Source organism: Oculatella sp. LEGE 06141 (assembly GCF_015207605.1).
In the GTDB taxonomy this organism is placed as follows: Bacteria; Cyanobacteriota; Cyanobacteriia; order Elainellales; family Elainellaceae; genus Oculatella.
The window spans coordinates 1-26,058 of the sequence record NZ_JADEWO010000008.1 but is presented as its reverse complement, the minus strand read 5'-3'; the positions used below and the strand labels follow the sequence as shown (position 1 = coordinate 26,058).

Genomic DNA, 26,058 nt, shown 5'->3' with positions numbered 1-26,058 from the left:
GCGCATTTCGGAATCAGGCCGGGGCTATCCTCAAGCGAGTAGAATGAGTTACTCGCCATCAGTGGCTCCTAAAGCTTTCAGCGCAGCTTTCTGTGCTTCTGTCAAACCAATGACTCCAGTAATGTTCATTCCCTCGTAGAGCTTTGCAGATCTCAGTTTCTTTAAGCTCTTACCCGTTTTGAGATTCCAAAGAATAATGATTTCGTCTTCACCACTACTTGCCAGAATCTTGCCATCCGGGCTAAAGGCAACAGAACGAACCCAATTCGTATGTCCTTCGAGAGTAATCAAACACTCGCCGCTGCCAGTATCCCAGAGGTTCACCGTTTGATCGTCACTACCGCTAGCCAGCAATTGACTGTCGGGACTAAAGGCAATAGACCAAACCCGATCGCGATGGCCTCTCAGTGTTCTAAGACACTCCCCGGTAGCTGCATTCCAGAGTTTAATCGTCTGGTCTTCACTGCCGCTGGCTAGCAGTTGACCATTAGGGCTAAAGGCCACAGACCAGACCCGGTTCGTATGCCCCTCCAAGGTTGCAAGCGGTTCACCGCTTGCGAGATTCCAGAGTTGAATGGTCTGATTTTCGCCCCCACTCGCTAGCGTTGCACCATCTGGGCTGAAGGCTACAGACCAAACTTTACCGTTATAGCCGTGCAGGGTTTGGAGGCATCTGCCTGTGAGCGGGTGCCAAAGTTTGATGGTCTGGTCTTCACTGCCGCTGGCTAGCAGTTGACCATTGGGGCTGAAGGCCACAGAGAACACCCAGTTCGTGTGTCCAGATAAGGTTTTGCATTTTCCAGTCTTGAGATTCCACAGCTTCACCGTTTGATCATCACTGCTACTGGCCAATAGTTGACCGCTAGGGCTGAAGACCACAGACCAAATTCGACTAGCGTGTCCCTCAAGGGAGCGTAGACATTCGCCTGTCGCGACATTCCAGAGTTTGACCGTCTGGTCTTCACTGCCGCTGGCTAATGTTTGACCGTCAGCGCTAAAGGCCACAGACCAAACTTTATTGGTATATCCTCTGAAGGTTTTGAGACATTCTCCAATGCTTGGATCCCAAAGTTTAACGGTTTTGTCTTCCCCGCTGCTAGCCAACAGTTGACCATCCGGACTAAAGGCCACAGACCAGACTCGATTGGCATGTCCCAAAATTTTGAAGCATTCTCCTGTTGTCAGGTTCCAAAGTCTAACGGTTTTGTCCTCCCCACTACTCGTGAGCGTTTGACCATTGGGACTGAAGGCTACAGACCAGACTCGATCGCGATGTCCCTCCAGAGCTTTAATACATTTGCCTGTTAAAGGGTTCCAGAGGTTCACCGTCTGGTCTTCACTGCCGCTAGCTAGCAGTTGACCATCTGGGCTAAAGCGAACTGAGTTGACTCGCTTTGTATGACCTTGTAGGGTGTGGAGACACTCTCCCGTAGGAACATCCCAAAGTTTAATCGTTTGATCTTCGCTGCCGCTAGCCAGCCGTTGACCATCTGGACTAAATGCGACGGAACACACCCAATTGTGATGTCCCTTAAAGGTTTGAAGGCATTCACCCGTGTAAACATTCCAAAGTTTGATGGTTTGGTCATCACTACCACTCGCAAGTGTTTGACCGTCAGGGCTGAAAGCCACAGACCACACCCGACTCGTGTGTCCTTGCAGGGTAGTGAGACACTCTCCCGTTGTCGGCTCCCAGATTTTCACAGTCTTGTCCTCGCTGCCACTGGCTAGGATTTGACCGTCAGGACTAAAAACGAGCGACCATACTCGATTGGTATGCCCTTTACAGACTGAAACCTGTTGAAACTGGGATACTTGCCATAAACAAATGACTCCGTTAGCATCTCCGGCTGCTAGCAGTTGACCATCGCATCCAAAGGCTAGCGAAAGTGCACTACTGAAGGGTTCGCTACACGTGGATTGGCTGAGATCAGAATACGAAAAATCGACATGAGGCAGCCTGATCCCTTGCAAATCAGCTTGACGAATGACGAGATGAGATAAATTATATCCTGTTAAATCAATGCCTAATTGGCAGAGCAAATTGATCACATTCCCAGCGGCATAATTTCGCAAAGGCAGAGATTGATGCCTCAAGTTTGAGAGTGCTTGAATTGCCCAATTCCCCATTTCTGCTTTGCTAAATCGAGCGGTTAGATAGGCAGCAACGGGTTGTAGAATCAGGCGAATTTGACTCTCTCTCACGTAATCTTTAGCAATTGCTTTAATCAGCGCATGGTTGTGAAATAGATGAAAATCGTGATGGCTAATCTCATCACAAATCTGTTCCACTAGTCGTTCGATCGCGTATTCCATCACAACGGGCTGTTGTGTAAAACTAGACGCCGCTTTTTCCAATGTTTTTTCAATTAACGATCGCCCTATTAGTCCCGTCAATGCTTCCAATAACCGGGGTTTTAGTACGGGTGGAATGATGTCATCCAGTAACTCTTGAACAGTCACAGGCTCTCGATTAATGGCTAGCCAGTACATAATCGACTGCTCTAAGCTTGATAAGCGATCGAAATGCTGATCCAACAACACACGAATCTCATTAAGGGCGATCGTCTCTTGTTTGAGAAATTCAGCGACATTGCCACTAAACAACTCTTGAATGGTTGTAGCAATTAGTTTTAGAGCCAATGGGTTGCCCGCACAGCGACGAATTAACTCCTTTCCCTGCTCTTCCGTCTGTAACTGTAACCCTTTCGCTTTTAAGATCTCCCGCCCACTAACAGCCTCAATTCCATACATCTGCCAGCAGCGCACAGGTAAGATTTCTCCCTCTAGTGCGGCAAGTGTTCTCGGTTTCTCGCGACTGGTGATTATCAGACAGCTTTGATGGGACGATTCGCCCACTCGTTTTAATAACTCGCCGTAGCCCTCATATCCTGCTCGATAGACGCCTGTCTTCCCTGCCTGAAGAATTGACTCAACATTATCGAGAATTAACAGACAGCGATGGCTTCTGAGAAACTCCAGAAGTTGGGTAATGCTATCGGTGGGTGTTTCGGATGAGTCGGTATCTATGTCTTGCTGCTTGGAAAAAACCTTAGTCAGGCTAGTCAGAAGCTGTTTGAAAGGCGGTGCATCTTTGAGCGATCGCCAAATGACATACTCAAACTGTCCTTCAATGAGCTGAGCCAATTTTACTGATAAAGTGGTTTTGCCGATTCCCCCCATTCCTAAGATCGCTATTAATCGGCACCGGTCTTGAATGATCCAGGCTTCTAGGGTCTTTAACGCTTCTGCACGTCCATAGAAAACCGAAACGTCTGGAGCCTCTCCGAAGTCAGACAACGGTTCTCCAACATCAGGCAGCGGTTGGATAGAAACGTCCCTAACGGACTGATACTGCTCCTTTAGAATTCCCCTTAAAACCTCTAGCTTTCCTGCCGTGCCTTCCAGCGGTAGCCCAAACTTTTCGTAAACCGATTTCAGCCGCTTTCGCACGGCTGATGCTTTGATGTTCCCCAGAGTGGCAGCGATTTTTTCAGCGGTTTGGCCTACCAGAGCCAAATGCAAAGTACGCAACTCGTCTTCAGACACATTGTGCTGAGCCGCGATCGTTCTCAAAAAATCCTCAGTAATTTCAGCCACTATTAACCTTTACAGAGCGGGGTACTTAAGAGGTTCACAGGCCAAGGGTTCTGTCTCTCTCAGTATACTTCAGGCTGACAAGTTTTCAAAACGGTAATTGACAACTTGTCAAAATTGCGTTGACAAGTTGAGCAAAGCCCTTTAAGATTCTCTGAAAGACCGAGTTTAGAATTGACAAGTTGTCAACTGACGCGGTTGAAACTCGGAAGTCAAGATTTTAAAGCGTTCCAAGCGTCGGTGTGAGGTTGCAAGGGAAACGAGTCCACTATTCAGTAAACTCGCGTTATGTTGTCACCAAAAAAATCAAACTCTCCCGAAGCAGCCTTTGCGGCTTTGGAAGAAGGAATTTATGTGTGCGATCGGGAGATTGACGGAGAAGTAAGCCTATCCGTTAGGCGAATAGGAAGGTCTGAGGAGATTGAGCTAAGGGTCTTTTCACTACGCGGATCGTTTCGCTGTCAGCGTGCTGATCTACAACGCTTTTTGGAACAGTGTCCAGCAAATGAGCAAAGTCTAATTTCCAGGTATCGAGAACGCTTTAAACTTGGGCTGCTGGACATTTTACCCGTCGGATTTGGTCTGCTGAAGCTAGATTTTAGCGGGTGCAAGAGAGGAGGCACCTTCCCAAAATTTTCTTCAACGGTGACTCAGTTATGCAAGCGTGATGACTAGCAACCGACTCAAAGCAATAGGGAGGCACCATTAACCTGTTGAACTACTTATCGCTCTTCCACCAATATCGCCAGAGAAAAATTGAAACGTTCCAGTTATTCAACGTTTCAGCAGGTGTAACTTAATGAGCGCTATTGCTTCTTAATCCTTGCAGGGCAAGAGGTACAGTTTTTCCTCTGGCTAGTGTGATGGAAGAGCGTTATTGGAAAATTCATAGCACGACCATGCACGAAGCCGTTGTTACAGCGGATCACGCTTAAGTTCAATCAAGCGATCGCATTATTCACTAGCTAAGAGAGTTTGGTTACCGACTACAAACGCTGGGGTGAGAACCACAGCGTTTTTTGCTGTATTGCTGTTTCAGATAATTTAAGGATCATGTTATGAGATTTTTAGATTTGCTTTTTTCTTCAGAGAATCAGCCCTCGCAAGAACCAACAGCCGCCTATGAGGATGGGTTTACAGAACTTCCCCTCAAACTGTTTTCAACGCCCTGCCTGGCCATAATGGATGTGCAGCAAGGATCTCCTCTAATGGTTAAGTTTGCAGGAACATACTGGCACTTCCAATTCTATGGAGCTGAACCAACCCCATTGGTAGATGGGCAGAGGGTAAAGGTTTTGGGACGACAGGGAAATTGTCTCTTGATTGAACTGGAGACGAGCCATGACTAAATTCTTCCGCAAGCTCTTGCCCGTCGATTGGGGGCAACCAGAGCCAATGCTGCCTAACCGAGATGCGTTTCTGCAAATTAACAAACGACCTGTACTCTATCAAGAGATCAGTACCAGAACCCTGCAGGAATCCCTTGACGAGTTACAACAGTACCTGCACGATAAAGGGTACCTCTCGACAATGAGTGGCAAATTTGACGCAGAGACGGATCGAGCCGTTCGAGCATTTCAACGCAAGCATAATTTGCTAGCCGATGGGGTGGTTGGCATCTTGACCTGGGTTTGCCTATACTATCCAACGCTGTCTCGTCACAGTAATCGGCAGGCATCTCCTGATATAAAAGCGGCAATCAAGACATTGCAAATGATCCTGCGCGAGGAAGGATTTTCGATTAAGGATGCCAGTGACTCTTTTGGTAGAGACACAGAGAAGGCGGTCAAGGTATTTCAGAGCCGTTATGGCCTGAAAGGGGATGGGGTCGTGAGTGCTGTTTGCTGGGCAGTGCTTTTAGGAATGAGACGACGGGTAAACGGAGGGTTTCTCCAGGAAATCTATCCCTTAGTCCCTCAGTCACTATTTTTGTGCGATCAGCTTTTGATGATTGTCTTTATCGTGTTGGGAATGTATTTGAATCCCATATCGACTGCCCATATTCCTCCTCGACTATCCAATGCGGTTGCGACAGCTTATGCGCTCACCTGTATCGTACCAATGTTGCTAGACCGCATCCCTTGGAGATCTTTCGATCGCTCGAAGTTGCCGCTGCTGCGGTATGCTCCTTTTGTATGTGTTGGCATGTTTTGGGACTTAATCTTCAAAGCGTTGGAACGCCTGATAGAAAATGTAGTCTCAGCCTCCTAATGTTTTACCTGACATACCCCACTCAAATTGTTTCCTAGGAGTGGGATAGTCCCAAGGCATAACAAAGTCATACCAGGGTTCGACTGACTCCAGAACCCTAAGCGTTGCTGTCGAGCATTGGCCTCAGCATTGAGGTATTCCTGCCCGTTCTGGCAACCGCTCAAGTACTGACGGTAGACGACTGCTCACCCCTCCCGAACCATCTGGAGGTTGATAGACTATCCGTTACAGTAGACCTCGGCAACGGTAAGTCCATACCTATCCCTATCGACCACTCTTAGCTCAATAGAGGCTCCTCCAGGCAACAAAGGTGTTCCCGTCCCCAGTAGAGACGACAGTAGTAGGGGTGCGATCGGATTGCGGAGTGCTTAGTTGGGCAAGGGGTACCTCTGGAGATGCAGAACACCCCCCTAAACTAAAGGCAATCGTGCTGCTGGCTAGAGCGGCTGATAGGGTGCGGTGGAACATTGGTGGGTAGGGGCTTCCTTTGATGGAGTTGGGTCAAGGCTAGTGTTACCCTTGCCAATATTAATAAAACATTCAAGCATTGCAAGCCTTACTCGTTATATTGTTTTGGATGAGTGGGAGGCTCAAGCAGAACTGCATAAGGTTCGGGCGGTGGAAGAGGTTACAGCTCAGCTTAAGGATCAGTCCATTAGTTAGGTTCAAAGTAACGTTTGAACCCTTCGGTTCAGCCCCAAGGAGTTACTTTAGTAACTTTGCTGTTGCCCTCTCCCCTGCAAAGTGCTATTTTCTGGTCAGAACTGGTACGGAGCTTCCTTTAGACATGCCCTAGTCGTCCTCACAAGGTTAATGCGCGGTTCCATACGCTAAACTGGATTAAGTGCCGAGATTGAAATGTTGCTTGACGATGTGACCCAATTCAAGGCATTATGAGATACGCATCACGGGGCTATAGCGCAGTTGGTAGCGCACCTCAATGGCATTGAGGGGGTCAGGAGTTCGAATCTCCTTAGCTCCATTGAAATTACACAAGGGTTTGAGGATGTTTTTGAAACTTAACCCATAACTTTGCCGGTGGGGCAAGCTTATGCTTCCAATTCAATTCGGCAAAGTTATGCTTCCAATGTATGGCGTTGTGAAACCGTGTTAAGTACAAAAATGGTGATGTGGGACGCTTTGCGCTCCACATCACTGTGATTAACGCGCATCGCGCTTACGGTAGTCGAAGTTATGGCAAGTTAAGTAGCTGACATAGTTTGCTAACTCTCTCTCATAACCCAAGTTCCTGGCATGCTTCTAGCAAGGCTCTCCGAACTTGCCGATATCGGAGAAAACTTGGTCTGGAGATTAGTGCCGAAACACGATCTTCGGTAGGCCGTTGGCCCTCTTTGTGGAGTTCAAAGGCTATTTGACGAACTTCTTGGCAGGATAGTTTAATTGTTGCTTCTTGGTTATTCTTTCGATAGTTACGATATCGAGCAGAAATGATGCGGCACAAGTCGGGAAAGTTTCTAGAGAGTGTACGCTCATTATGGTTGAGTCGCTTTGCTATCTCCCTCATAGAAGGCGGTGGTTCTTCATCTTTGTTAACAAAATCTTCTACCTGTTTCCTAATAGACTTTGCATCAAAGTTTGGGCTTCGCCTTTTTAAGGATGTGGATTGGACTGGCATTAAAGAAGCAGTTTTTTTGAGGTCTGTATTTATAGCGTCGCTCGTTAGGAGGTCAAATATTGGGGTGTTAAGACGATAACTAACTTTAAGAAGTTCTACTAAGGAAGGAAAGTTTTTACCTTTGCACCAAAGCCATACAGTATTTTTTGGCATTTGGAGTAGCCGGGCAAATGCAGCAATATTTCCTTCAGTGAGAAAATCAGAATAGGCAAGAAGATTTCTAACTAAACGCTCTTTCAAGGGAGATGTCAGTTGAGGACATGCAGAAATTAGTTGCCCTACAGATTTAGCAGTCCAAACATGCCAATCAATTTTGCTCTCAATGTTCTCTTCAGGTTCATCATTACTCGATTCACCAAGCCATCCTTCACACTTTGAGCAGTATCCTGGGCGGGATCGCCAAGCAAGTACAAAGTTGTTTTTATGGCAATGAGGACATTCTTGCCTTAAGGGTTGTCTATGTTGAGGACAAACTTGAACGACTTGTAGTGACCAAAGAAGTGGCTCGTAGAGAATTTGCCTTGAATGATGCCAATGCTCATAACAAACTGGGCACCAAGCCCGATTAGAGCGCAATAGGTTTCTTGAGGGAAGAAGTTCAGACCAAGAGAGTAGTGTCAGGAAACGGAGGTCGTTACGTAGAGTTAACTGTTCCAGCGTTTGAACAAGCTCAGTAGCCATTGAACCTGTTCCATTCAGAGCTGCTGTTGCATGATAAATCGTATGAAGATTTGCGCCTCCATAGGTTTTTTGGATGTACTTTGTAAATTCTCTTTCCATCAATATTCCTGTAGCTACACAGTGAGCTATTGCAAGTCGAGCAACATAGCTAGTTAAGCTTTCTGCAAGTAATGTTCCGATGCCAATTGCTTGAAGATGGTAGAGGCGGCTATGGTCAGGAGTCTGTAGTTCTTCGAATCTCCATAGATCATAAGTTCCTAAACTCTCAGAGGATTTCATAGTTACAAAGTCAGCATTTACAGATTAGCTTTCATAACCTAATTCACGACGTACGGCTTTGAGCGCATTGATAGATGCCTTCTGAAGAATTGCTTTTGGTTTTTGCATACGTATTGAAACACGGCTTTCTGTAGGCTCTAATCCTTCTGAATGTAGTTCAAAAGCAATTTTTCTAACTTCTTCGTTGATGAGTCGAATTCTCTGGTTAGAAAATTGCTTCAAGTAACTACGATATTTGACAATAATTGCCTTCTTTTCCTCTGGATACTTAATGAGAGTAGCCCAGCTAATACCAGCGCGTTCACAGACCTCACGTGCAGAAGGAGGGGGATAATCATCGGTTTCTATAAACTCTTTAAGAATTTGTTGAACTTGATCTGAAACTTCTGCTTTGCGGTGCTCCTCATATCTTGTAGAGATAGCATGGCACAGTTCCTTTGCATGGTAGTAAAGGGCTGTTGATCCTTTATATCCAAGCCGTTTAGCTACTTCCGGTAGAGATGGAGGAGGAGATTCTTCTAAGACCTTCTTAAGAATCTTCTCAATTTGCTCAGAGTTACTTTGTTTCTTATACGAGGATTTTTTATTCTGATCGGTTCTTTGAGCTGCTTGATTGAAACTCATTCCCTTGGGAAAAGAATAATCAATAGAGTCTCTGGTTAGTAGCTCCAGCAAGGATGTCTCTAAACGGTCACAAAATTTTAGAAGAATATCAATAGTGGGTTGTGTTCTACCTGTGCACCACCTATGAGTTTGAGTACGATTCATTCCAAGCTGTTTAGCAAACAGAGCGATGTTTCCTTTGGCTGCAATCTCAACATAACGAGATAATTTTTTCTTAATTTGTTCAGCAGATGGCAGAACAAATGAATCGGGGCTGACCGCAAGTAATTCACCAATATTCAGCGTGATCCATAGCTGCTTGTACAGGTCTTCCTTGTTCAGGTCTTCCTTGTTCAGTTGCCCTATATCACATGAGGTAATTTCGGAAGTGCCCAGCCAGCTATGACATTTGTGGCAGTAACCTGGTCTTGAGGACCAAGCAAGTGTTTGACTAGTTCGTTGGCAGTATGAACACATGTAATCTAGAGGGCGGTCATGCCGAGGGCAAATTGTAACGGAGTTTAATGACCAAAGAAGTGGCTCATAAACTTCCTGCTCTTTACTGCGCCATTCTTCAAAACAAAAGGGACACCAAGCTCTATAAGCTTTCAGTAAGCCTTTGTTAGGTAAAACTTGTGCCCATGGCAACATTGTAAGAAAAGACAGATTACTCTTTCCCGTTAAAATTTCAATGGCATGTACTACACTCTGAGCCCACATCCCTGTGCCATGAAGTGCTCTTGTTTGATTAGCAAAAATTTTGTCCAAGCCACCGTGTTTGCCATCAAAAGCATACTCCTTTTTCATAAGAGGAGCAATTTCACTCATAACCAACATTCCAGTCTGTACCGTATGAGCGATAGCCAACCGGGAAGTATAGCTAACTATACTTTCTATATAAGGCGTTCCTATACCTATAGGTTCTAAACAGAATAAACGACTGGGTTTTGTAATAAGCTGAGGTTTACTTAAATCCCACCCTTCATAGAGTGTTAGTTCGTCTACCATAAATACCCTCCTATTTCACTTTCCGTCGTACAGGATTCGGTGTTCCAGGTTTCCTACTCCGTCTTTTATTCGAGGATTTTGTTGTTGCATTTACTGCATCTGCAGAAGGTAGTGGATTCGGTAAAGGAGCAGGTATTTTATCACCTAATCCGAGAGAGTTTAGTAGTTGTTCATAATCCTGCTGTGTTTCTCGAAGCGATCTTTCCCCTTCTTCAATTTCCTGTAGAATCCTGTTGCACTGGGCTATTGACATAGCCCGTTGTTCTATATGTTGAAGAGTTAAGGTTGAAGAGTTGTCTTCTAATGCATCAGCAAGTGCGCGGGTAAGCCAATCCTTAAGAATTCCCACACATCCCAGGCTACGGGCATAAAAGTTCTTCCAATGACTTACTAAGTCTGGTTCTTCCTTTAACGGCAGGTGGCGTTGAAATGTATTCAGAATAGTCTTAAATGCAGTTACGTCTTCAGGATATTCAGCCCGATAGCGTGAAAAATGAATACTTTGATTGCGCCTACTAAGCTGTCCACTTAGGTTATGAAATGCAAGAAGTTCATAAGTACCTATCAGAACATGCGGTACACGAGTCAGATTTGCCATAGACTTAATACAATCCATGTTGTCTTGAAGGCGTCGTCCACTTGCCATCTTCTGCATGTGTTGCGCTTCGTCAATTAAGACAGCAATAGGTTGACGATAAATCAAGGCATTTTCAAGAGCTTGACGCACTATAGGTGATGATGTTTTGGGTTCGATGATTAACTCTCCACTTGAGTCACGACGAACACCTCGCGTCTTATAGTCAATTTTATAATCAATCAGTGGTTCCTCCAAAGCAAGAAGACATCGAAGAAAATAGTCTTTCCAATTAAAACTTCCAGATTCCGGTGCGATCGCCTCAACCCTAATAACCGGAATACGACCTGGCGTTTTCTTGAGGTTAGGAAGAGCTTGTTCAATTAGAACTTGCTCAACTTTTTGTAGAAGAGTAGTTTTACCAACTCCTGTAGGTCCAACAATTGTTATACAAGATGCCTTTGCCTGCTGATTGCCGATGAATTGCACTGCTCTCGCAGTTGTTTCACGAAGCTTAGGATGTGCTATTGTGAAGCTTTCAAAATAGAAAAGTCGTTGCTCCTTTGACTGATCAAGAAGCTCACGAGGAAATCCGGAACTAGTTTGCATAATTAATACTCCTCGTAGAAACCTAGCTCTTCTTGATTTTCAATTTCAGCTAAATTGAGCTTTGAATTCATTTCAGCGGAACAATTTCCGCTATCACAAGAATTCTCTTCATGTTTAGTGTGAATATAAGGATCTCGATTAATGCGTCCTCCCTCTATAACCTCAAAAACATCTTTTAATTGAGCATCTCGCAGACGCTGTATTAACAAAACTTCTTCAGCTTCAACGCTAGCTAGAAAAGCGCCTAGATTTTTGGCTCGCAGCTTGAAATCTCTATCATGATTCCGATACCGTTCACGCAATTCAGCACTTGCTAATTGAATTTCTTTCTCTGAACGACCCTTTAAAATCGAGTAATGCTCGCTGTGACATTCAATCCATTGCCCTTTTACATATGCGTATGCAATTCCAGCATCAAACGGGTCATAGCGTACATCTACCCAGGTTTTTTCAAGTTCCGGATCACGGAAAGCGTTAGACCAATAATAGAAACGGTTGATTTTAACTCCGTAGTTAGGTTGAACCTTCGCTTTTCCTTGAGAGGTTGTTGGCAATGTAAGCTTTCGGAAATGCTCATCGTAGGGAATTAGGCGGTGGCTCCTGCTACCATGTTGAGCCAGACTGGAAAAGAATGCCTCTCTTGGTGAGTATCCAATAGTAGGATGTTCCGTCGTTTCATAAATCTCATACGCCCATTCACACAGGTAGGTATACAGCAAACCCAGAGTCCAGAGTGCAAGATTCTTAGGGTTTACAGAGTTTGTCACCAATCGAACCTTCTTAGTTATTTGAGTGTTGCCAGCGAGATTATGAATTAGCTGCGTGGCAGAGGTTCCAAACAATCGTTCACCTACTGCATTAAAACGAGCTTTAGCAGGAGGACGATATTTATGAATGCATCCAAACAAAGCTAGTAATGTCTCGAAATAAACACTGTGAAATTCTGAGCCATTGTCTGTGACGATTATTTTGGGTAATCGTCCGAACCGCTTGACACAAATTCTTAAAACCATCATGCACGAGCGGTAAGACGGAGCATCGAAAGTAATGTAAACGGCTAGAATTCGCCTGTCGTAAGCATCAACTAGAAAAGTAGCCCAAGGTCTACCAAGGTTCTTTCCAGTGTTCGAACAGCGAAGTTCAACATCTAGTTGAGTATGGTCAATATGACCAATCTCAAATGAGCGATCACCATGTCGCGGTGTTGTTAGTTTTAACTCCAGATAAAATGGTTCTTGTGAGTAGGCTGCACGGCTACCTTCACGCTTACGTGTTTGCTCATACCCCGAGTGTTGTTTAATTTTTCGAACAAATGTTTTATAACTTGGAACCTGCTCTTCAGGAATATCATCAGAAATACAACCATTAACAAAAAGTGCATATGCATGAACTTTGCCCATTTGCTTATTAGTTTCATATTTCTCTTCAATAAACTTCTCTATCTGTTCTGCAAGATGTTTCGGCAATTTTGGATTGCTATTTCCTTTAAGACTGTCGAATGACAACAATCCCACAAACCCATAACCGTATCTCTGCTGAGCTTGGCAGTATTTTGCATACCAGTAGCGAAGAGTTCGTTGAGGCACACTGCCTTTCTCAAAAGGTTCTCCCCGTAAGCGAGGTTCAATACACCTATATCGTCTGTTAGCTTCCTTGAGGTCTGTCTCGCTTGCCTTGAGAAGCAACTCCATTGCTGCAGAACTCAGATTATCTTGAGGTTGAACCTTAACTCCTACAATTTTGCCTGCTTGAACTAGTTGCTCAAAAACTGGCAATTCAACTCGTCCATGAAAATTATCTTCTCCCTGGAGTAAAATCTCCGTCTCACCAACGAAGATAATCTTCATAGCTTTTCCATCCCAACAAACGGATTTGCCGGGAGAAAGATCAACAATAGGAGAAGATATTGAATCTGTGTTAGCCTGCGAAAACAGCATCGCCTTATAAGCTGAAGCGGTTTGACGATCTCGAAAGACAAAGCATCTCTCGGGCTCAACTAGGGGAGTAGCCATCAAATCAACATAGATTTTTTCAGCAGCGATCAAGAAATAAATGTCATCTGGTTCAGTTCCCTGAGCATGAAGAAGAAGTTGAGACAAACTCATTCCTGGCTGTGCCGATACAAGGGAAAGAATTGTGTTTTCTGCTGATTTTTCGACCAAAAATTCTGCTGCCTCATTGTCTAAGTAACAGGCGTAGAAATCCTCTAAAAAGCTTATATTTCGTTGTAAAGTCCAATTAATTTCATCATCAGACCAAACACGAAAGCTAAATCCAAGCCGTTCTGCATACGCTTCTGCTGGAGGACAATGCCACTTATTGTCAGATCCTAAATAATAGCGATTTGGATTCTTTTCTTCTAGTTTTTTCAATTGCTCCACAGTTTTACACTCAATCCAACCGATTTCATCCTTTGCAATAACAAAGAAATCAGGAGTATAGAAGAAACTGAATTGTCGGTTGTCTTTGGATAAGCAATCCAGTTTAATTGCCGGTGGTTGATCGTAAAATTCAAAAACATTTTCGTCATGCTCTAGTTGATAGATACATGGAAGTTCAACTTTGTGTGATTCAAATTGAATTGTTATTCCCATCTTCAAACTAGGAAAACGTCCTGAAACGTTCTTACTTCCACCACCTACACGACGAGATGGTTCAGAAGTGCGGATTTGAAAAATTTCATGCCGAGCTTGTGTAGAGAGATCGAGGCAATCGCCCAATCTCTCTAATTCATTTTTTGTAAGCATTGAAGTATCTCTCCAAACTTAAGAAGGAAACCAGCAGGAAGTCAAAGTTTTGAATGCTTCCTCTTCGGGAATAAAGTTTCTAGGTTTTCTTCTGTGTTGATCGCAATATAGGCTGATGAACCCAACTGATCAATATATGGAACAATCAGATTGTTGTTTTTAGTTTATAAATATGAACTACTTAATTAGTCTTTTCTAGATGCCTAAATCAAATTAGAGAAGTTGATTAGTTACCATATGCGAAATGGAAGGCTCTTCCTAATCAGAGGCCTCTATCCCCATAACCCAAAGGCATTTAGAATATATCCATAGTAGTTAACACAGGAATGTCATAGAATCGTGACAAAAGGCAAGAAGCGTGAAAGGGGAGAACCTGTTTTACGTAATGAGGTGAAGAGGCAAGTCAATATGACGCTTACTCCTACAGCTATACAGCAGTTGGATAACTTAGCTAGGCAGTATGGCGTTTCCAGGTCGGAGGTGGTGGAAGGCATTGCCCGAGGAGAAATTAGGGATATTCCTCATGCTGAGGCTGGAGAACTGAAGCCAGATGAAGTAGGTAATGAGCTAGATAGCTACGCTGAAGGAAGATATTCAGTGGAAATTTCTGCTCATCTTCAAACTGTTCCCCTACGTTGTCGAGAAAGAATACCTAGCTGCCAAGGGGCTTATGCCGTTTTTGCTTTAGATTGGCAGGGAGTAGTGTATAGCTGCATCAGCAAAGATATAAAAGCTGATCTTGAAGCTGACTTGCAGTCCAAACCTGAGCTTCAGGAGCTTTTAGTTTCTCCAGACGTATATGCATGGATTGTCTGGGGAAGATGCAGTAACAAAAGTCTCCTAGGGAATATGCAGCAAAACGTTATTCAACTATGCAAAGAATGGTTAACGGATGAAACTAGTATAGTTATCTATGACAGTGAGTATGACTGCGAGCTAGGATGGTGTGAGCAACCAGACTGTTCACTAGGTTTTTTGCCAACGGAAGACTTCCCACATTCTGTCAAAGCGGTAAATCCCTAAGCAAGGAATTTGCTTTCAAGAATCTCTTTCTTTTTGCAGAATGAACTTGAACATTTCAGCGTCTACATCAAATTCAGTAGAAAGTTTTTCCTGAGGAAATAATGGATTTCCAGGAGACCATAACTCGACACTATCTGAATGTTCGTCGTAGAAGTCCGGGTCTGTGGTGACGCGGATGGGTTGGTTCATGCCGGGTTGGAGGTAGGCAAAGTCTTTGGTGCCAGTTTGCTTGCTTTGGATGCCTGCGGGTAGTAGATTAGGGCGTTCTAGGATAACTCTTAGATCGGATAGGTCGTAGGCCGGGGGAGTTGAGGTTAAATCTTCCAGGTCTTGTACTGCGAGGATGTTGATGTCGAAGCCGTCCTGGGGTTGGCTGGCTTCTTCTTCGATTTGGCTTAGCAGGTTTTGGCGATCGCGCTCCCTATCCTGCCCTCGACTGAACACAAGGCTGGAGATAGAACTGGGAAGTTTTGCAAGGATGGGCTGGAGACGACCGACGATGTTTTGAAAGAGTTTTATGCGATGGCGCAATGCAATATACACATCCGCCTCCACAGTATTGCTGTAGTGCAGGTTGTAGATGCAGATTTTGGGATAGACCTGGCCTAAGCGATCGATACGTCCAATGCGTTGTTCTACCCGCATGGGATTCCAGGGCATATCGTAGTTGATGAGCGCACCGCAGAATTGGAAGTTGAGACCTTCGGCTGCTGCATCCGTGCAGAGCATGATTTCGGCTTCGCCTTTGCGGAAACGTTGTTTGGTTTGTTCTCGGCTGATGGTGCGCCAGTCTCCGTCTTTTGTTTGGATTTCGCCACCTCTGCCGGAGAAGCACATTACGGATAGACCGTCTTTGACCAGTTGGTCGCGGAGAAAATCCATCGTGTCGGTGAATTGGGTGAAGATGATGACCTGGCGATAGCCGTCTTTTTTGAGCTTCCACAGGAGGTCTTTCAGCCCTTGGGCTTTGGTATCTACGGGAAGGGTCAGGACGGCATCCAGTAAGTCTCGCAAATCGGCGGATTCTTCCAGGTTGAGGGCTTTGCGTTCGAGTTCGGCGGCTTCGTCCTGGTCAAGGATTTCGTCGCCTGAGGCTTCATCGGGGAGGTCTTCGGTGAGGATGTCTGGAGGAGGAAGGGTGGGTTGATTTCGGTCTTTGAGGCGGATGAGGCGATCCTGGAGGGTACGGGACAAGGAGAAGAAGCTGCTGGCTAGTCGTCGTCGATAGATGGTCATGACAAACCCTACGGCGTTGCGATCGCCCGCTGCGGCATTGTTGTAGGTCGTGGAAATGTATTCTTCCACGGCATCGTAGACCGATCGCTCGGCTGGGGAAAGGTCGATAAAGACATCTTGGACATCCCTTCTAGCGATGGGGGTAGAAATCTTGCCTGCTTCGTAATATTTGCGGAGGAGTTCGCGGGTGTGGCGGGAGATAAGGGTTTGAATGGGGGTATGCGCCTTCATGAGTTTGATGGCGGCTTCTCGCTCAGAGGCTTCTAGTTGGCGGAGGGGAATGGTGGCTTCGGAGCGGAGAGCTTTTAAGATTTTCTTAGCTTTGATGCTGCTGTGGTTGGGGGTAAATTGTTTGGCAAATGTTTCTGTGACGGAGCCAAACTCGCGCTCGATCGCTCGGAAGAGACGCGCCATGTAAGCCATTTCTTCATGGCTGGGGGCAGGTTTAGCAACCAAGTCAAAGAATTTGAGGAAGTCCTGGGCTGCCCATTCGGAGGGGAGGCCAAATAGTTTGAGTAAGTCCCATACTTCGATGGGATCGACTTGCATGGGGGTAGCGGTGAGGAGGACTAAACCCTGGGTGCGGTCTTTGAGGCGTTGCATGAGTGTGAGCAGGCGATTGTAGCGATCGCGCACTACTCCGGTCTGAATCCCTCCGCTACGACGAGCGTGGTGGGCTTCGTCCAAAATCACTAAATCCCAGGGTTCCGCATCAACTAACAGTTCTTGGGCGCGTTCCTGACGGCGCATGAGGTGGCTGGACACCAGGACACAGGGTTCTTTGTGCCAATTGGTGCGACTAACGGGTTTTAGGGTGTCTTCTTGAAAACCGGGGGAGGGATACCAGCTTAGAGCTTTGCCGTCGTAGATGGGCCAGTTGAGGTTGAATTTTTCTCGAAGTTCGACTTGCCACTGTTTGAGGACAGCGGCTGGAGCCATGACGAGGATGCGTTTGGCGCGACCACTGAGCCATGCTTGGCGCAGAAGCAAGCCTGCTTGAATGGTTTTGCCCAGCCCCACTTCGTCTGCAATGAGAAGTTTGGGAGGCCAACGGTTCCACATACGTTTGAAGGCGCGGATCTGGTGGGGCCAGGGGGTGACGGCACTGGTGGCTTCTCCGATCCGTTCTCCTGAAGGGGTGAGTTGAGGTGCTTTGGTGATGTAGCTCCAGACCATCGCCCGTGGATCAAGCTCTGGCTCGCGTTCTGGCGGAGGTGGTTCTTCGGCTGGGGGTAGTTCTTCAGATCCAGCTAAACGGATAGGGAGGCTGCCGTTTTCAGGAAGGTAGGAGAGGAGGCGTTGTCTGAGGGCATCGGGGACATCCATGACGAGGGCGTGGGGGGATCGCCCACTCCACAATCGCACGAAGCTATCTTCTTCGGCATCGACGTGTTGGGGAGTGATCCAGCTTGTGAAAACGTGGAAGCTATCCCAGTTCCGTAACCATCCATTGACGGTTTCGTTGATGCTGCCATTGAATGCAATGCGATTGCCGTCTTCATCTTCAATAATTCCGGCTTTTTCATGGAAGATGGCAGGGTTAGGAATCGGCTTTTTTTGGACATCGCAGGGCACAGCAACTTTGACTTCCAAGATGCCGTGTTGGATTAACCAAGCCAGCAGTTCTAGAGCTTGCCGTGCGGGTTCGTCGGCAGGTTCTAAGGGGACATTGGCAAGATTTTGCTGTACTCGCGCTTTGAGCTCTTCACCTCGTTGAATAGCATCAATTTCGGGCGGTTCAAGCGTACAGCCGACAATGAGCCGCATCGTGCCTTGATTGCGAACTAAGCCTTCGATCCCGCGCATGGCAAGGGATAGAGCCGATGCACTGAAGTATCCGGTAGTGCGCCAATATCGTTTAGCACGCTGAAGTGCTGGAATGTAGAACTCGTTGAGGATGGTGTTCCCCTCGTCGGGGCTGTATTTGAACTTCCAGGTATAATCGCTGAGCTTGCTCATGCTACCCCTTCTACCCACAACCGTAATTGCTCTGGTTCATCAATTTGCTCGGTGAAGGCGAGGCGACGGAGGTTTTCTAGGGCTTCAAAGTCGCTGGCGGAGGGGATGATGGATTTGGAGGGGTCGAAGCCTGTGTAGGCCTTGGAGGGAGGCAGCACCTCTAGAACGGCTTCCAGGGCGGCGAGGAAGCGGGGTTCCTGGCTGAGTTTAGTGGTGTCGAGGAGTTCGCGGGCGGTGTCGAGACTGCGGGTGCGACCCAGATGAGCGGCGTGGTGAATGGCATCAATGAAACTGCGGCTACCATCAGTGGGTCCGAGGGTGCCTTTGGCGGCACGGATGGAGCTATCCCACAGAATAACGTCGCTGCTTTTCTTTTCAGCCAGGACTTTGATGATTTCGCGATCGATGTCTAGCCCAACGACTCGCGCCAGTCGCAATGCCTCATCGTAGGGGAACTGCGGTGCTTTGAAGGCATCCCAGGCTAATACGAACCATTCGGTGAGGGGGTCAAGCTCATGGATGCGTTGAGCATTGGTTAGTTGCTCTAGTTTCCAGCGTTTCACCTCACGTCGAGCAGCTTCCAGGGCATCTTCTGGGGTGACGCTGTAGGGATCAACTGCCGCAGAGACGACTTTACTTCGTTTTGTTTTACCAGAAGTCACCTCAATGCGGGGCTGTCCTCGTTTAACAGGCCAATGGCGAGAGAAGACTTCTAATGCAGGGCCAAAGCAGGAAAGATACAGGTCTACGCCGCGAATCCCTGCGGTTTGGAATTCAGCAATACGTTTACGAACTTCTTTTGCCAATAATGGCTCTAAATCTTCCCAATACTGCACCTCATCATCAGGGGTTTTAGTGCGAGGACGACATACCAGAAAGATGGTGCTGTTGGCTGCGGACTTATCTTTAATGTGTAATGAACCTTCTGCCTCGGTATTAATCGGCCAACTGGCAGTAATGACAAACCCTGCTTCAATTAAACCCGTGGTTAATGCATCCCAAGCTCCAGACGCTTTGTGTGTAAACATCAAAGTCATGATGCCATCAGGTTTCAGCACACGACGGCATTCTGTAAAGATAGCTGCCATACGTTCTTGATAGTCTTGTCCTGCTAGTTCCCTTGCTTTCTTCTGACCTTTGTACTTAGCTGGATTAGCTACTGCCTCATTATCTTTATCAGTAAGTTGTCGCGTAAATAGTTCAGGATAGAGATACCCAGCCGTGCGCTTGAGCCAAACATAGAAGAAATCTGATAATTCTGCATACATGACGTTGTCGTAGTAAGGTGGGTCTAGAACGACGGCATCAATGCTGGCATCATCCAGATGGTGTAGGGTATCGCCTGATTGACAAGTGATGGTGATAGCTTGTGAAGCTATGGGACTGTGCAGTGATTGTTCTTGGAACAAGGGTAAGCCACTATGGTCGTTTGAGGCTTTAGGCAAAGTAAGTTCTATTAATTCCTCTATACACTTTGAAATTTGCTCAAATACCCAGTCGTAACCAAGGCCAACTATGAGAGGAGCCATTTCTGCGTAAGACCACTTGAACTCAAAATTGTGTTTATCGAATGTATTAACCATGACTTCTCGTCCGCCATGCCATCTTGTAGCACGTGAGTTATAGTCACGAAGTTTGTCTAGTGCAAAACTTATATAAACTAGAGCAGCTTTTCGGGCTGATGGATTTTCTATAACGTTTGGATTCTCTTCTGCAAGTATTTCATGAAATACTTCAATACTTAAAATATGGCTAATCAACTGACGCGGCGAAAAGAAATCTTTCCAGTTATATATTCCGTATAAGCGATGGCCACGATCGTAATTAGATAGGCTATCTATAGCCTCTGTAGGTATCAAACCCATAGCGTCCCATTCAGGTGATTTTTCGGCTAATGTTTGCTGAATCAGGTCATTAACATCCTCCTCCGGTCGAGGGGCGCGGTAGCCTCGCTCCCATTTTTCGCGGGTTTTGCCCGTTTTGGTATAGGTGACGATGCGTTTTTTAAAGACCACACAGAACAGTTGCTCTCCCATTTCACCCGCCTGAGCTTGGCGCTTGACTTCCTCTCCTTCAATGACTCGTTGGCAATCGGGATAGGGGCAAGTGGCATCGCCTCCCTTCACGGTGCCAGAAGATTGCGCATTTTCAGAGTGAACAATTTCAAACTGACAAACTCGGCTGGAGTCGCCCACACCAACCCCCAACTGTGAGAGAAGGCGCACCCCGGTTCCATCGGGAGCGAGTTTCCAGTTAGGTGAAAGCGGAATCAGCCCCTCACAATAAGGACACCGAATCGTTCTGGCCCAGAGGTAGCCTAAAATTTGTACACCTTTAGGCTCCTCTGGATAAATTCCCATTTGCCGAAACTTTGGTTCAGCTAACTCAAGAAATCGTTTGCTGATGCGGTTGAATTCATCTAATATTGCTTTCCCATATTGAGCAGGCCATTCGTAAGTTGCCTTTTGAACCAATACCGCTACTGGATTTAAATCATTAGCTAAAGTCGAAAATCCTAATCGATTGGTTTCTAAAGGAATACTTCCGCCACCTGCTGTTGGATCTAGAACTCTAGGAGTTTCCAAACCCAGTTTTTGCAACTCTTCGCTTATCCAGTTTCGATCGTGTTCAGTAGGACTGTACTTAAAAGCACGATCATACCCATAGGGATTTAAGCCTAAGTTTTCGCCTGTTTTTTTGGCTAGATCTAGTCTACGTTTGGTTGCTACTGGATCGCCATGAATCCCCAGAACGTGCATGAACTGTTTGCGATCGCAATCCGCAGGCAACAAAGACGCTAAAACCGCTGCCCGTGAAGCCACTAATGGTCGCCGCGCCCACCAAACATGGAGATAGTAGATTGGAGGCAAAGCCGTCATAGAACGGCGTTCTCGTATACTCTCCTCACTCAACTCCGCGATCGGCAACCATTCTTCAATCAGGCGCTTCGTCATAATTCCTTCTACCTATGCGGATCTGTCAACAAAATTCTTAAAGACATCAGCACACGGCGGGGATTCTTCCGATGCATCGCCATCCCCAACCAATAGGCTGCCTCCTCTCGGCTCATCGCCTCAATTCCCTCAATGCAGGCCAGCATATTATCTCGACTACGCATAGGAGCTAGCACCCGAAAAATCAGCCCGAAAACCAGAGCCACCTCCTCGTCTAGGGCATAGGTTTTCGGCTTTCCCGGCTTCAGCCCCCCCATCGACACATCCGCCTTCGCTAAACGACGCAAAATCCGATTCTCAATCAGCGCCAAATTTCGCCCCTTCAAACCCGCCACCCGCACTGGCTGTACAATCTGCGGCGTTGCCATAGAAGGCAATTGCCAAACCTCTAACTGCAAATTGCTAGAACCAAGGCTCTCTGCCCGCAACTCATAGCGAGGGTGACCACTGTGATGATTATTGGATGTTGCTGCGATCGCCTGTGCATGCACGTCAATCTGCTCCTTGAGCTTTGGCTGTAATATGAGCGGCCCCAGCCCCTAAACGGCTTAACCGCTCCGACAGCTTCTCAGGTTCATCCCCCCTTACGTCAAGTCCTTCCGAAAAATTAACCGTATAGGTCGCATCCATCGTCTTTTCTGTTGCCGCCCGAATCTGCGCCGACAGAAAATCTTTCACAGGCAACGCATCATCCACCTGCCCCTCAAACTCAAAGTTCAAGGTACTTCCACTAGTTGTCTCATAGGCACCTGCCAAATTAACCTGCACCACAGCCTTCTGGATCGCTCGAATCAGCCCCAACAGCATAAAGGCATCACTGGCATCAAAGATTTGAATTTCCAGAGAGGCGATCGCCTTAAACGTAGAGGCACGGGCCTGCTCCCAAATTGAACCCAACGCTTCCCGCAGTGGACCCTCCGCCACAAAGGTCTTGGGTGGCAACGTACTGCCGCCTGAGGGGAAATCAGTGCTTGGGGGAGCCACAGCCCCGCTTGTCGTTCCCGAAGTGCTATAGCTTCCGGTGGGAGTTTGAGCCGTTGGGGAAGACGTTGATGAACTAGAACCCGATGGAGTAGGAGTTGGCTCTACCCGAGGCGGCCAGATCTCATGCTCGCGGGCGTACCCAACCGTGTAGATGTAGGAATTCTCATCAATCTTGATGCTGGCCTCAGGATCACCCTTACCCCACAGCAAATCTCCACTGCGGTAAACAAAATCCCCAGCCACAATGCCCTGCTTAATGCCCTTGATAAACACATCATCGCCCACCAACATCGGCAAGCCAGGGTCACGGTAAAATTCCAACCGTAAACTGGCAGTACTGATTTGCCCTCGCCGTAGGGGAGTGCGATCGCGAATATAGGAGGGCGAATCCGGTTGGTCTTCAGGCAATCGTAGCTTTCGATCTGCCTCCCGAAGTTGCCGAACAATCGACTTTTGCCCCAGACCTGGTGATTCCGAAGAACTAGGAGTGTCTATGCTGGCATGGCTCAACTCCACATCCGATCCTTCCAGCTTATTCTTGGATGGGTAGAACACATGGCGATAGGCTTGCTGAATGCTAATCGCCACTGCCGTCTCAGACGTTTTCTCCTCCTCCGCCAGCTTCAACTGCTGATGCTCCGCCAGTTGCGCCTGCACCTCAGGACGACGCAGATCCCGCAACGCCAGTCGGCGGATCATCTTCTGGCGCATTTCCTCCTTGCGCTCCGCGTCCACGCACAAGAACACCAGATTGTTCCGGTTAATCCTCAGGTCGCCACTGCTTCCCTTCTCTTTGTACAAACGCTCCACCAGAGGCGGCACCCGAAGCTGTGAGGCATTTACCGACTCCGCCTCATAGCCCAAAATCACCAGGTAAGGTTTGCCTTCCCCCGTATCGTCAGGAACATCGTAGGAGCCACCCGGAAACGCAACAGATTGAAGCACCGTGCCTTTGAAAATCTGGCGGATGCGATCGTTCAACTGGGTACGTACTTCCCCTGGGTCAACCATCGTCATGTAGCGACGGATCAACTGCGTCAGGTTCGCTTCTGTCATAAACCGCAGCGGAACACCAGGGCGATCGTCTAGATAAGCCGAATTCTGGACAAATTGGCGAACAGCATCATTGGCAAAGCTCAAATCTAATCCCGGAGCCAGTAGGGAATAGCGCAACTGCTCCGCCGTCAGCCCCTTTAGTGCATCATTAAAAGCCAGGGAGTGGAACAGGATAATCCGAGCTACATATGCTGCATAGGGAGGTAGCCCGCGATAATGGGCCAAATCTAACTCCTGCGTTAACGAAGGCTGATCCCCTGCCACACCAGCCACATCCGCCCGAATCGCCGGAAGATACTGTTGCAACCCCAGCTTGGTCACAATCTCACGCCGAATCACCTCATTGCCCGGATCCAGGTGATGCAGATGAATTGCATAGGTATCTTTAGGTTGCTCCTGCCAGAGCTGCGCCACCGTCCGAGCCAGAAGCCTCAGCAGCCCTCTCACTCGTTGGAAATTGCTTAGGGTAGAAGTTTTATCCCGCAGGGTTTCAATCAACTCTGGATGGAGCGGGAACCCATTACGAAACGCTTCCAGGCGCATATCTGCTGCCGAGGTGGGACCAATCGCCTCTCGATGGCGCTCCCACAACCGCTGATAGTCCTGAATCACCTCCTCTGCCCGTTGGTCGTCGATAAAGCCAAAAAGCCGACGGCGCAAAACCTTAACCGTCTCATCCTCCTCCGTTGGATCAAGCAACGTTGCCTTCCGAGCCGAAACGCTCATTAGCTCATCCATCCGCGCCGCAATGAACTGGTTCTCATCACTATAGGCATCCGTCGCTAACCCACTCTTCCCGATTGCCAGGGTAAATACCAGCGCCGCCCTAGGGGATGACTCCACCGCCTTAAACAGTGCTGTCAGCAACGCTGTCAACTGCCCTCCAGCCCGTTCCCGCTCCTTCGCCTTCAGCTTCCGCAGATAAACCGACAACTCATCCAACAAAATCAGTGTTGGCTCATTCCCAAATAGCTCCCGAATCGTCTCCGCACCTGGTGCGATCCCTTGCTCGTCACTGGTCCGGATCAGTTCATATCCATCCTTGCCAGCCAACCCATAGGCTAACTCTCCCCAAGGAGTCTTCGCCCGGATTCCGTCTCCGAGCGATCGCCCCACCACAGGGTCAGCATTCTCCCCGTCAAAAGCCGCGACTCGTACAGAACCAGCAGGTACAAGCGCCGCATCCAGAAATTCTTCGACATTAGAGACCCCCTGAATTCCCTTCGCCACATGGGTTAGCGCAATAAGGGAATGGGTCTTACCGCCTCCATAGTTCGTATCTAGACGGAAAATCGAAGCGACCTGATCGCTACTGCCCTGCAATCTCAAGCAGACATTCTGCAACAACTCCCGGAGTCCACGGGTTGGATGAGTGTTAGCAAAAAACTTTACCGGGTCGAGATATTCTGCCGGAGCCTCTCCCCGCAATACTTGAGCCAAATCTGCCGCAAAATCCGATTCGGATATTCGCCCATCCTTCACATCAGGACGGGGATAGCAGAGTTCAAACAAGGTCGGTAGAGTCATAGCAGTAACTCAGGTGATATGTCCTGGAAGCTTGTCTTTTAACATTCTTAACACGGGAGATGATGGGCTTTGGTGAGCGATCGCCCCCTACGAACTAAGCCCTAGAGATACTTTCTACCTCTAGGGCTTCTTAAACACGAAGAGTGAAAGATGCTGTTTAACCTACGGCTCCCTTGGGCTACCAGAAACTGTAGCTTGCAGCCACACACGTATAGACCCAAACAACAGACCAGACAAAAATCTGTACATGGCTAGGGGGGAATAGAGACACTAGATAATATTCAACTTTTACTCAATGTTCCCTAGCCCTCCGAAAAATTACTACATATTGACCTTTTCTTTACAGAACATACTCCTTAAGTAGTCCTAATGGAGCAAGTAGGTCTAATGGAGCTGATGAATGTCGAGTTGATGTAGTGGAGCTAATAAACTTGTCAGACGTACCGCTGATCAACTTTTCAAGCGTTGAAGTGACAGTTTGCAAAGATGATTTTGAAAAAGTCTGTTGGAAGTGCTTTGGTAGGTAGCAATCCCCATCAGTTAGGATATCACTACTGAAAATCTTAGGGATCAACGAGTATAAACTAGCTCATAGCTAAGTTCTGTAATTACTATTTTTGGCTCTAAACTTTTACCTATCCTCATAAAGGAAACCCGATATGGGCCCCAATTCGGTTTTGAAAAGCTCAAATGATTCGTTAGTAGCAGAGCGGTTAGTTGAGATTGACCGTATTGCTAACGCTTCCGAACAAGTTATTGCACTGGTTGAGTTAGCCTCTCAATTATCCCCACCGCCTGTAAAAGTTTTGTCCAAGGCTCTCGAAGCTACCGCTTCCATTCAGGATGGGGGGGACCGTTCTTATGCATTGGTAGCAATCGCATCTCATTTGCCGCCAACTGAGCCGATACTACTAGAACATGCACTAACAGCTACCCAGTTTATTGAAAATGAGCATTATCTCACTAGAGCTTTAGTGGCAGTTGCTACCAAACTACCGGAATCACATCCTAAGCTACTGGAAAAAGCGCTTAGTACTGCTTTATCTATTCAGGATGAGGAGGAACGTGCTAGAGCATTAGCAGCGATCGCTCCCCAATTGCCGGAAAATCAACGATCTTCAGTTTTGGAACAGGCACTTGATACTGCTTTATCCATCCAGTTTACGAGTGGCCGTGCTAGAGCATTAGCAGCGATCGCTCCCCAATTGCCGGAAAATCAACGATCTTCAGTTTTGGAACAGGCACTTAGGATCGTGAATTAAATAACCTGTAATTCTGGTTTGGCTGTGTAATTCCATTGCGGTAGAAGCTCGTCGAAGACAATCTTCATATTGGCTTTGAAACCTTCAGCAACTTTTCGACCTTTTTGATACA

At 47.1% G+C, this 26,058-nt stretch carries 14 protein-coding genes and 1 tRNA gene; 5 read left to right on the top strand and 10 right to left on the bottom strand.

The genetic code is table 11. From position 1 onward, the window contains the following. Positions 1-48 precede the first annotated feature (48 nt). A complete protein-coding gene (locus tag IQ268_RS08020) occupies positions 49-3,600 on the bottom strand; it encodes an NB-ARC domain-containing protein (RefSeq protein WP_193877268.1) in 3,552 nt (1,183 codons plus the stop codon). Positions 3,601-4,655: 1,055 nt separating this feature from the next. Here IQ268_RS08020 and IQ268_RS08015 point away from each other — a divergent pair. Together IQ268_RS08015 and IQ268_RS08010 are read left to right on the top strand one after the other, a co-directional pair. Then, positions 4,656-4,946 carry an NfeD family protein gene (locus tag IQ268_RS08015; RefSeq protein ID WP_193877266.1) on the top strand — a complete coding sequence of 97 codons (291 nt, stop codon included), beginning with the start codon at positions 4,656-4,658 and terminating at the stop codon, positions 4,944-4,946. Beyond that, positions 4,939-5,808 (top strand): peptidoglycan-binding protein, encoded by an 870-nt coding sequence (locus tag IQ268_RS08010; protein ID WP_193877264.1) that lies wholly within the window; start codon positions 4,939-4,941, stop codon positions 5,806-5,808. Before IQ268_RS08015 ends, IQ268_RS08010 begins: the two co-directional genes overlap by 8 nt. A gap of 282 nt (positions 5,809-6,090) precedes the next feature. Here IQ268_RS08010 and IQ268_RS08005 read toward each other — a convergent pair whose 3' ends face one another. Next, the gene (locus IQ268_RS08005; protein WP_193877262.1) at positions 6,091-6,276 is read right to left on the bottom strand and encodes a hypothetical protein; all 186 of its coding nucleotides are present in this window, start codon (positions 6,274-6,276) and stop codon (positions 6,091-6,093) included. A gap of 441 nt (positions 6,277-6,717) precedes the next feature. Between IQ268_RS08005 and IQ268_RS08000 the strand changes: the two genes are divergently transcribed. Then, positions 6,718-6,790, top strand: a tRNA-Ala gene (locus IQ268_RS08000). Positions 6,791-7,042: 252 nt separating this feature from the next. Here the strand turns inward: IQ268_RS08000 and IQ268_RS07995 are convergent. From IQ268_RS07995 to IQ268_RS07980, 4 genes are read right to left on the bottom strand one after another with little or no spacing between them, the layout of a single operon-like run. Continuing rightward, entirely contained in the window at positions 7,043-8,404 is a 1,362-nt protein-coding gene (locus tag IQ268_RS07995; RefSeq protein WP_193877260.1) for a TniQ family protein, read from the bottom strand. 24 nt (positions 8,405-8,428) lie between these two features. Continuing rightward, on the bottom strand, positions 8,429-10,015 hold the full coding sequence (locus tag IQ268_RS07990; protein WP_193877258.1) for a TniQ family protein: 1,587 nt from the start codon (positions 10,013-10,015) through the stop codon (positions 8,429-8,431). Positions 10,016-10,025: 10 nt separating this feature from the next. After that, positions 10,026-11,198, bottom strand: coding sequence for an ATP-binding protein (locus IQ268_RS07985; protein ID WP_193877257.1), 1,173 nt, complete (start codon positions 11,196-11,198; stop codon positions 10,026-10,028). Positions 11,199-11,200: 2 nt separating this feature from the next. After that, entirely contained in the window at positions 11,201-13,945 is a 2,745-nt protein-coding gene (locus tag IQ268_RS07980; protein ID WP_193877255.1) for a DDE-type integrase/transposase/recombinase, read from the bottom strand. 339 nt (positions 13,946-14,284) lie between these two features. On the opposite strand from IQ268_RS07980, the gene IQ268_RS07975 reads away from it, so the two are divergent. After that, positions 14,285-14,968 carry a hypothetical protein gene (locus tag IQ268_RS07975; RefSeq protein ID WP_193877254.1) on the top strand — a complete coding sequence of 228 codons (684 nt, stop codon included), beginning with the start codon at positions 14,285-14,287 and terminating at the stop codon, positions 14,966-14,968. A gap of 15 nt (positions 14,969-14,983) precedes the next feature. Here IQ268_RS07975 and IQ268_RS07970 read toward each other — a convergent pair whose 3' ends face one another. From IQ268_RS07970 to IQ268_RS07955, 4 genes are read right to left on the bottom strand one after another with little or no spacing between them, the layout of a single operon-like run. After that, on the bottom strand, positions 14,984-18,163 hold the full coding sequence (locus IQ268_RS07970) for a DEAD/DEAH box helicase (RefSeq protein WP_193877253.1): 3,180 nt from the start codon (positions 18,161-18,163) through the stop codon (positions 14,984-14,986). After that, positions 18,160-21,117 carry a DUF1156 domain-containing protein gene (locus IQ268_RS07965; protein WP_193877252.1) on the bottom strand — a complete coding sequence of 986 codons (2,958 nt, stop codon included), beginning with the start codon at positions 21,115-21,117 and terminating at the stop codon, positions 18,160-18,162. The genes IQ268_RS07970 and IQ268_RS07965 overlap by 4 nt, the downstream gene beginning before the upstream one ends. A gap of 8 nt (positions 21,118-21,125) precedes the next feature. Beyond that, a complete protein-coding gene (locus IQ268_RS07960; protein ID WP_228035188.1) occupies positions 21,126-21,608 on the bottom strand; it encodes a hypothetical protein in 483 nt (160 codons plus the stop codon). Between the two features lies 1 nt (position 21,609). After that, complete coding sequence (locus IQ268_RS07955; protein ID WP_193877251.1) at positions 21,610-24,684, bottom strand: ATP-binding protein; 3,075 nt, start codon at positions 24,682-24,684, stop codon at positions 21,610-21,612. Between the two features lie 659 nt (positions 24,685-25,343). On the opposite strand from IQ268_RS07955, the gene IQ268_RS07950 reads away from it, so the two are divergent. Further along, positions 25,344-25,946 (top strand): hypothetical protein, encoded by a 603-nt coding sequence (locus IQ268_RS07950; protein WP_193877250.1) that lies wholly within the window; start codon positions 25,344-25,346, stop codon positions 25,944-25,946. The last annotated feature ends 112 nt before the right edge of the window (positions 25,947-26,058 follow it).

What these genes read in the sequence shown, in the direction of transcription:
- IQ268_RS07955 (WP_193877251.1), bottom strand. Translation starts at nt 24,684, where the DNA reads ATGACTCTACCGACCTTGTTTGAACTCTGCTATCCCCGTCCTGATGTG.
- IQ268_RS08005 (WP_193877262.1), bottom strand. Translation starts at nt 6,276, where the DNA reads ATGTTCCACCGCACCCTATCAGCCGCTCTAGCCAGCAGCACGATTGCC.
- IQ268_RS07950 (WP_193877250.1), top strand. Translation starts at nt 25,344, where the DNA reads ATGGGCCCCAATTCGGTTTTGAAAAGCTCAAATGATTCGTTAGTAGCA.
- IQ268_RS08010 (WP_193877264.1), top strand. Translation starts at nt 4,939, where the DNA reads ATGACTAAATTCTTCCGCAAGCTCTTGCCCGTCGATTGGGGGCAACCA.
- IQ268_RS07990 (WP_193877258.1), bottom strand. Translation starts at nt 10,015, where the DNA reads ATGGTAGACGAACTAACACTCTATGAAGGGTGGGATTTAAGTAAACCT.
- IQ268_RS07980 (WP_193877255.1), bottom strand. Translation starts at nt 13,945, where the DNA reads ATGCTTACAAAAAATGAATTAGAGAGATTGGGCGATTGCCTCGATCTC.
- IQ268_RS07995 (WP_193877260.1), bottom strand. Translation starts at nt 8,404, where the DNA reads ATGAAATCCTCTGAGAGTTTAGGAACTTATGATCTATGGAGATTCGAA.
- IQ268_RS07965 (WP_193877252.1), bottom strand. Translation starts at nt 21,117, where the DNA reads ATGACGAAGCGCCTGATTGAAGAATGGTTGCCGATCGCGGAGTTGAGT.
- IQ268_RS08015 (WP_193877266.1), top strand. Translation starts at nt 4,656, where the DNA reads ATGAGATTTTTAGATTTGCTTTTTTCTTCAGAGAATCAGCCCTCGCAA.
- IQ268_RS07970 (WP_193877253.1), bottom strand. Translation starts at nt 18,163, where the DNA reads ATGAGCAAGCTCAGCGATTATACCTGGAAGTTCAAATACAGCCCCGAC.
- IQ268_RS07985 (WP_193877257.1), bottom strand. Translation starts at nt 11,198, where the DNA reads ATGCAAACTAGTTCCGGATTTCCTCGTGAGCTTCTTGATCAGTCAAAG.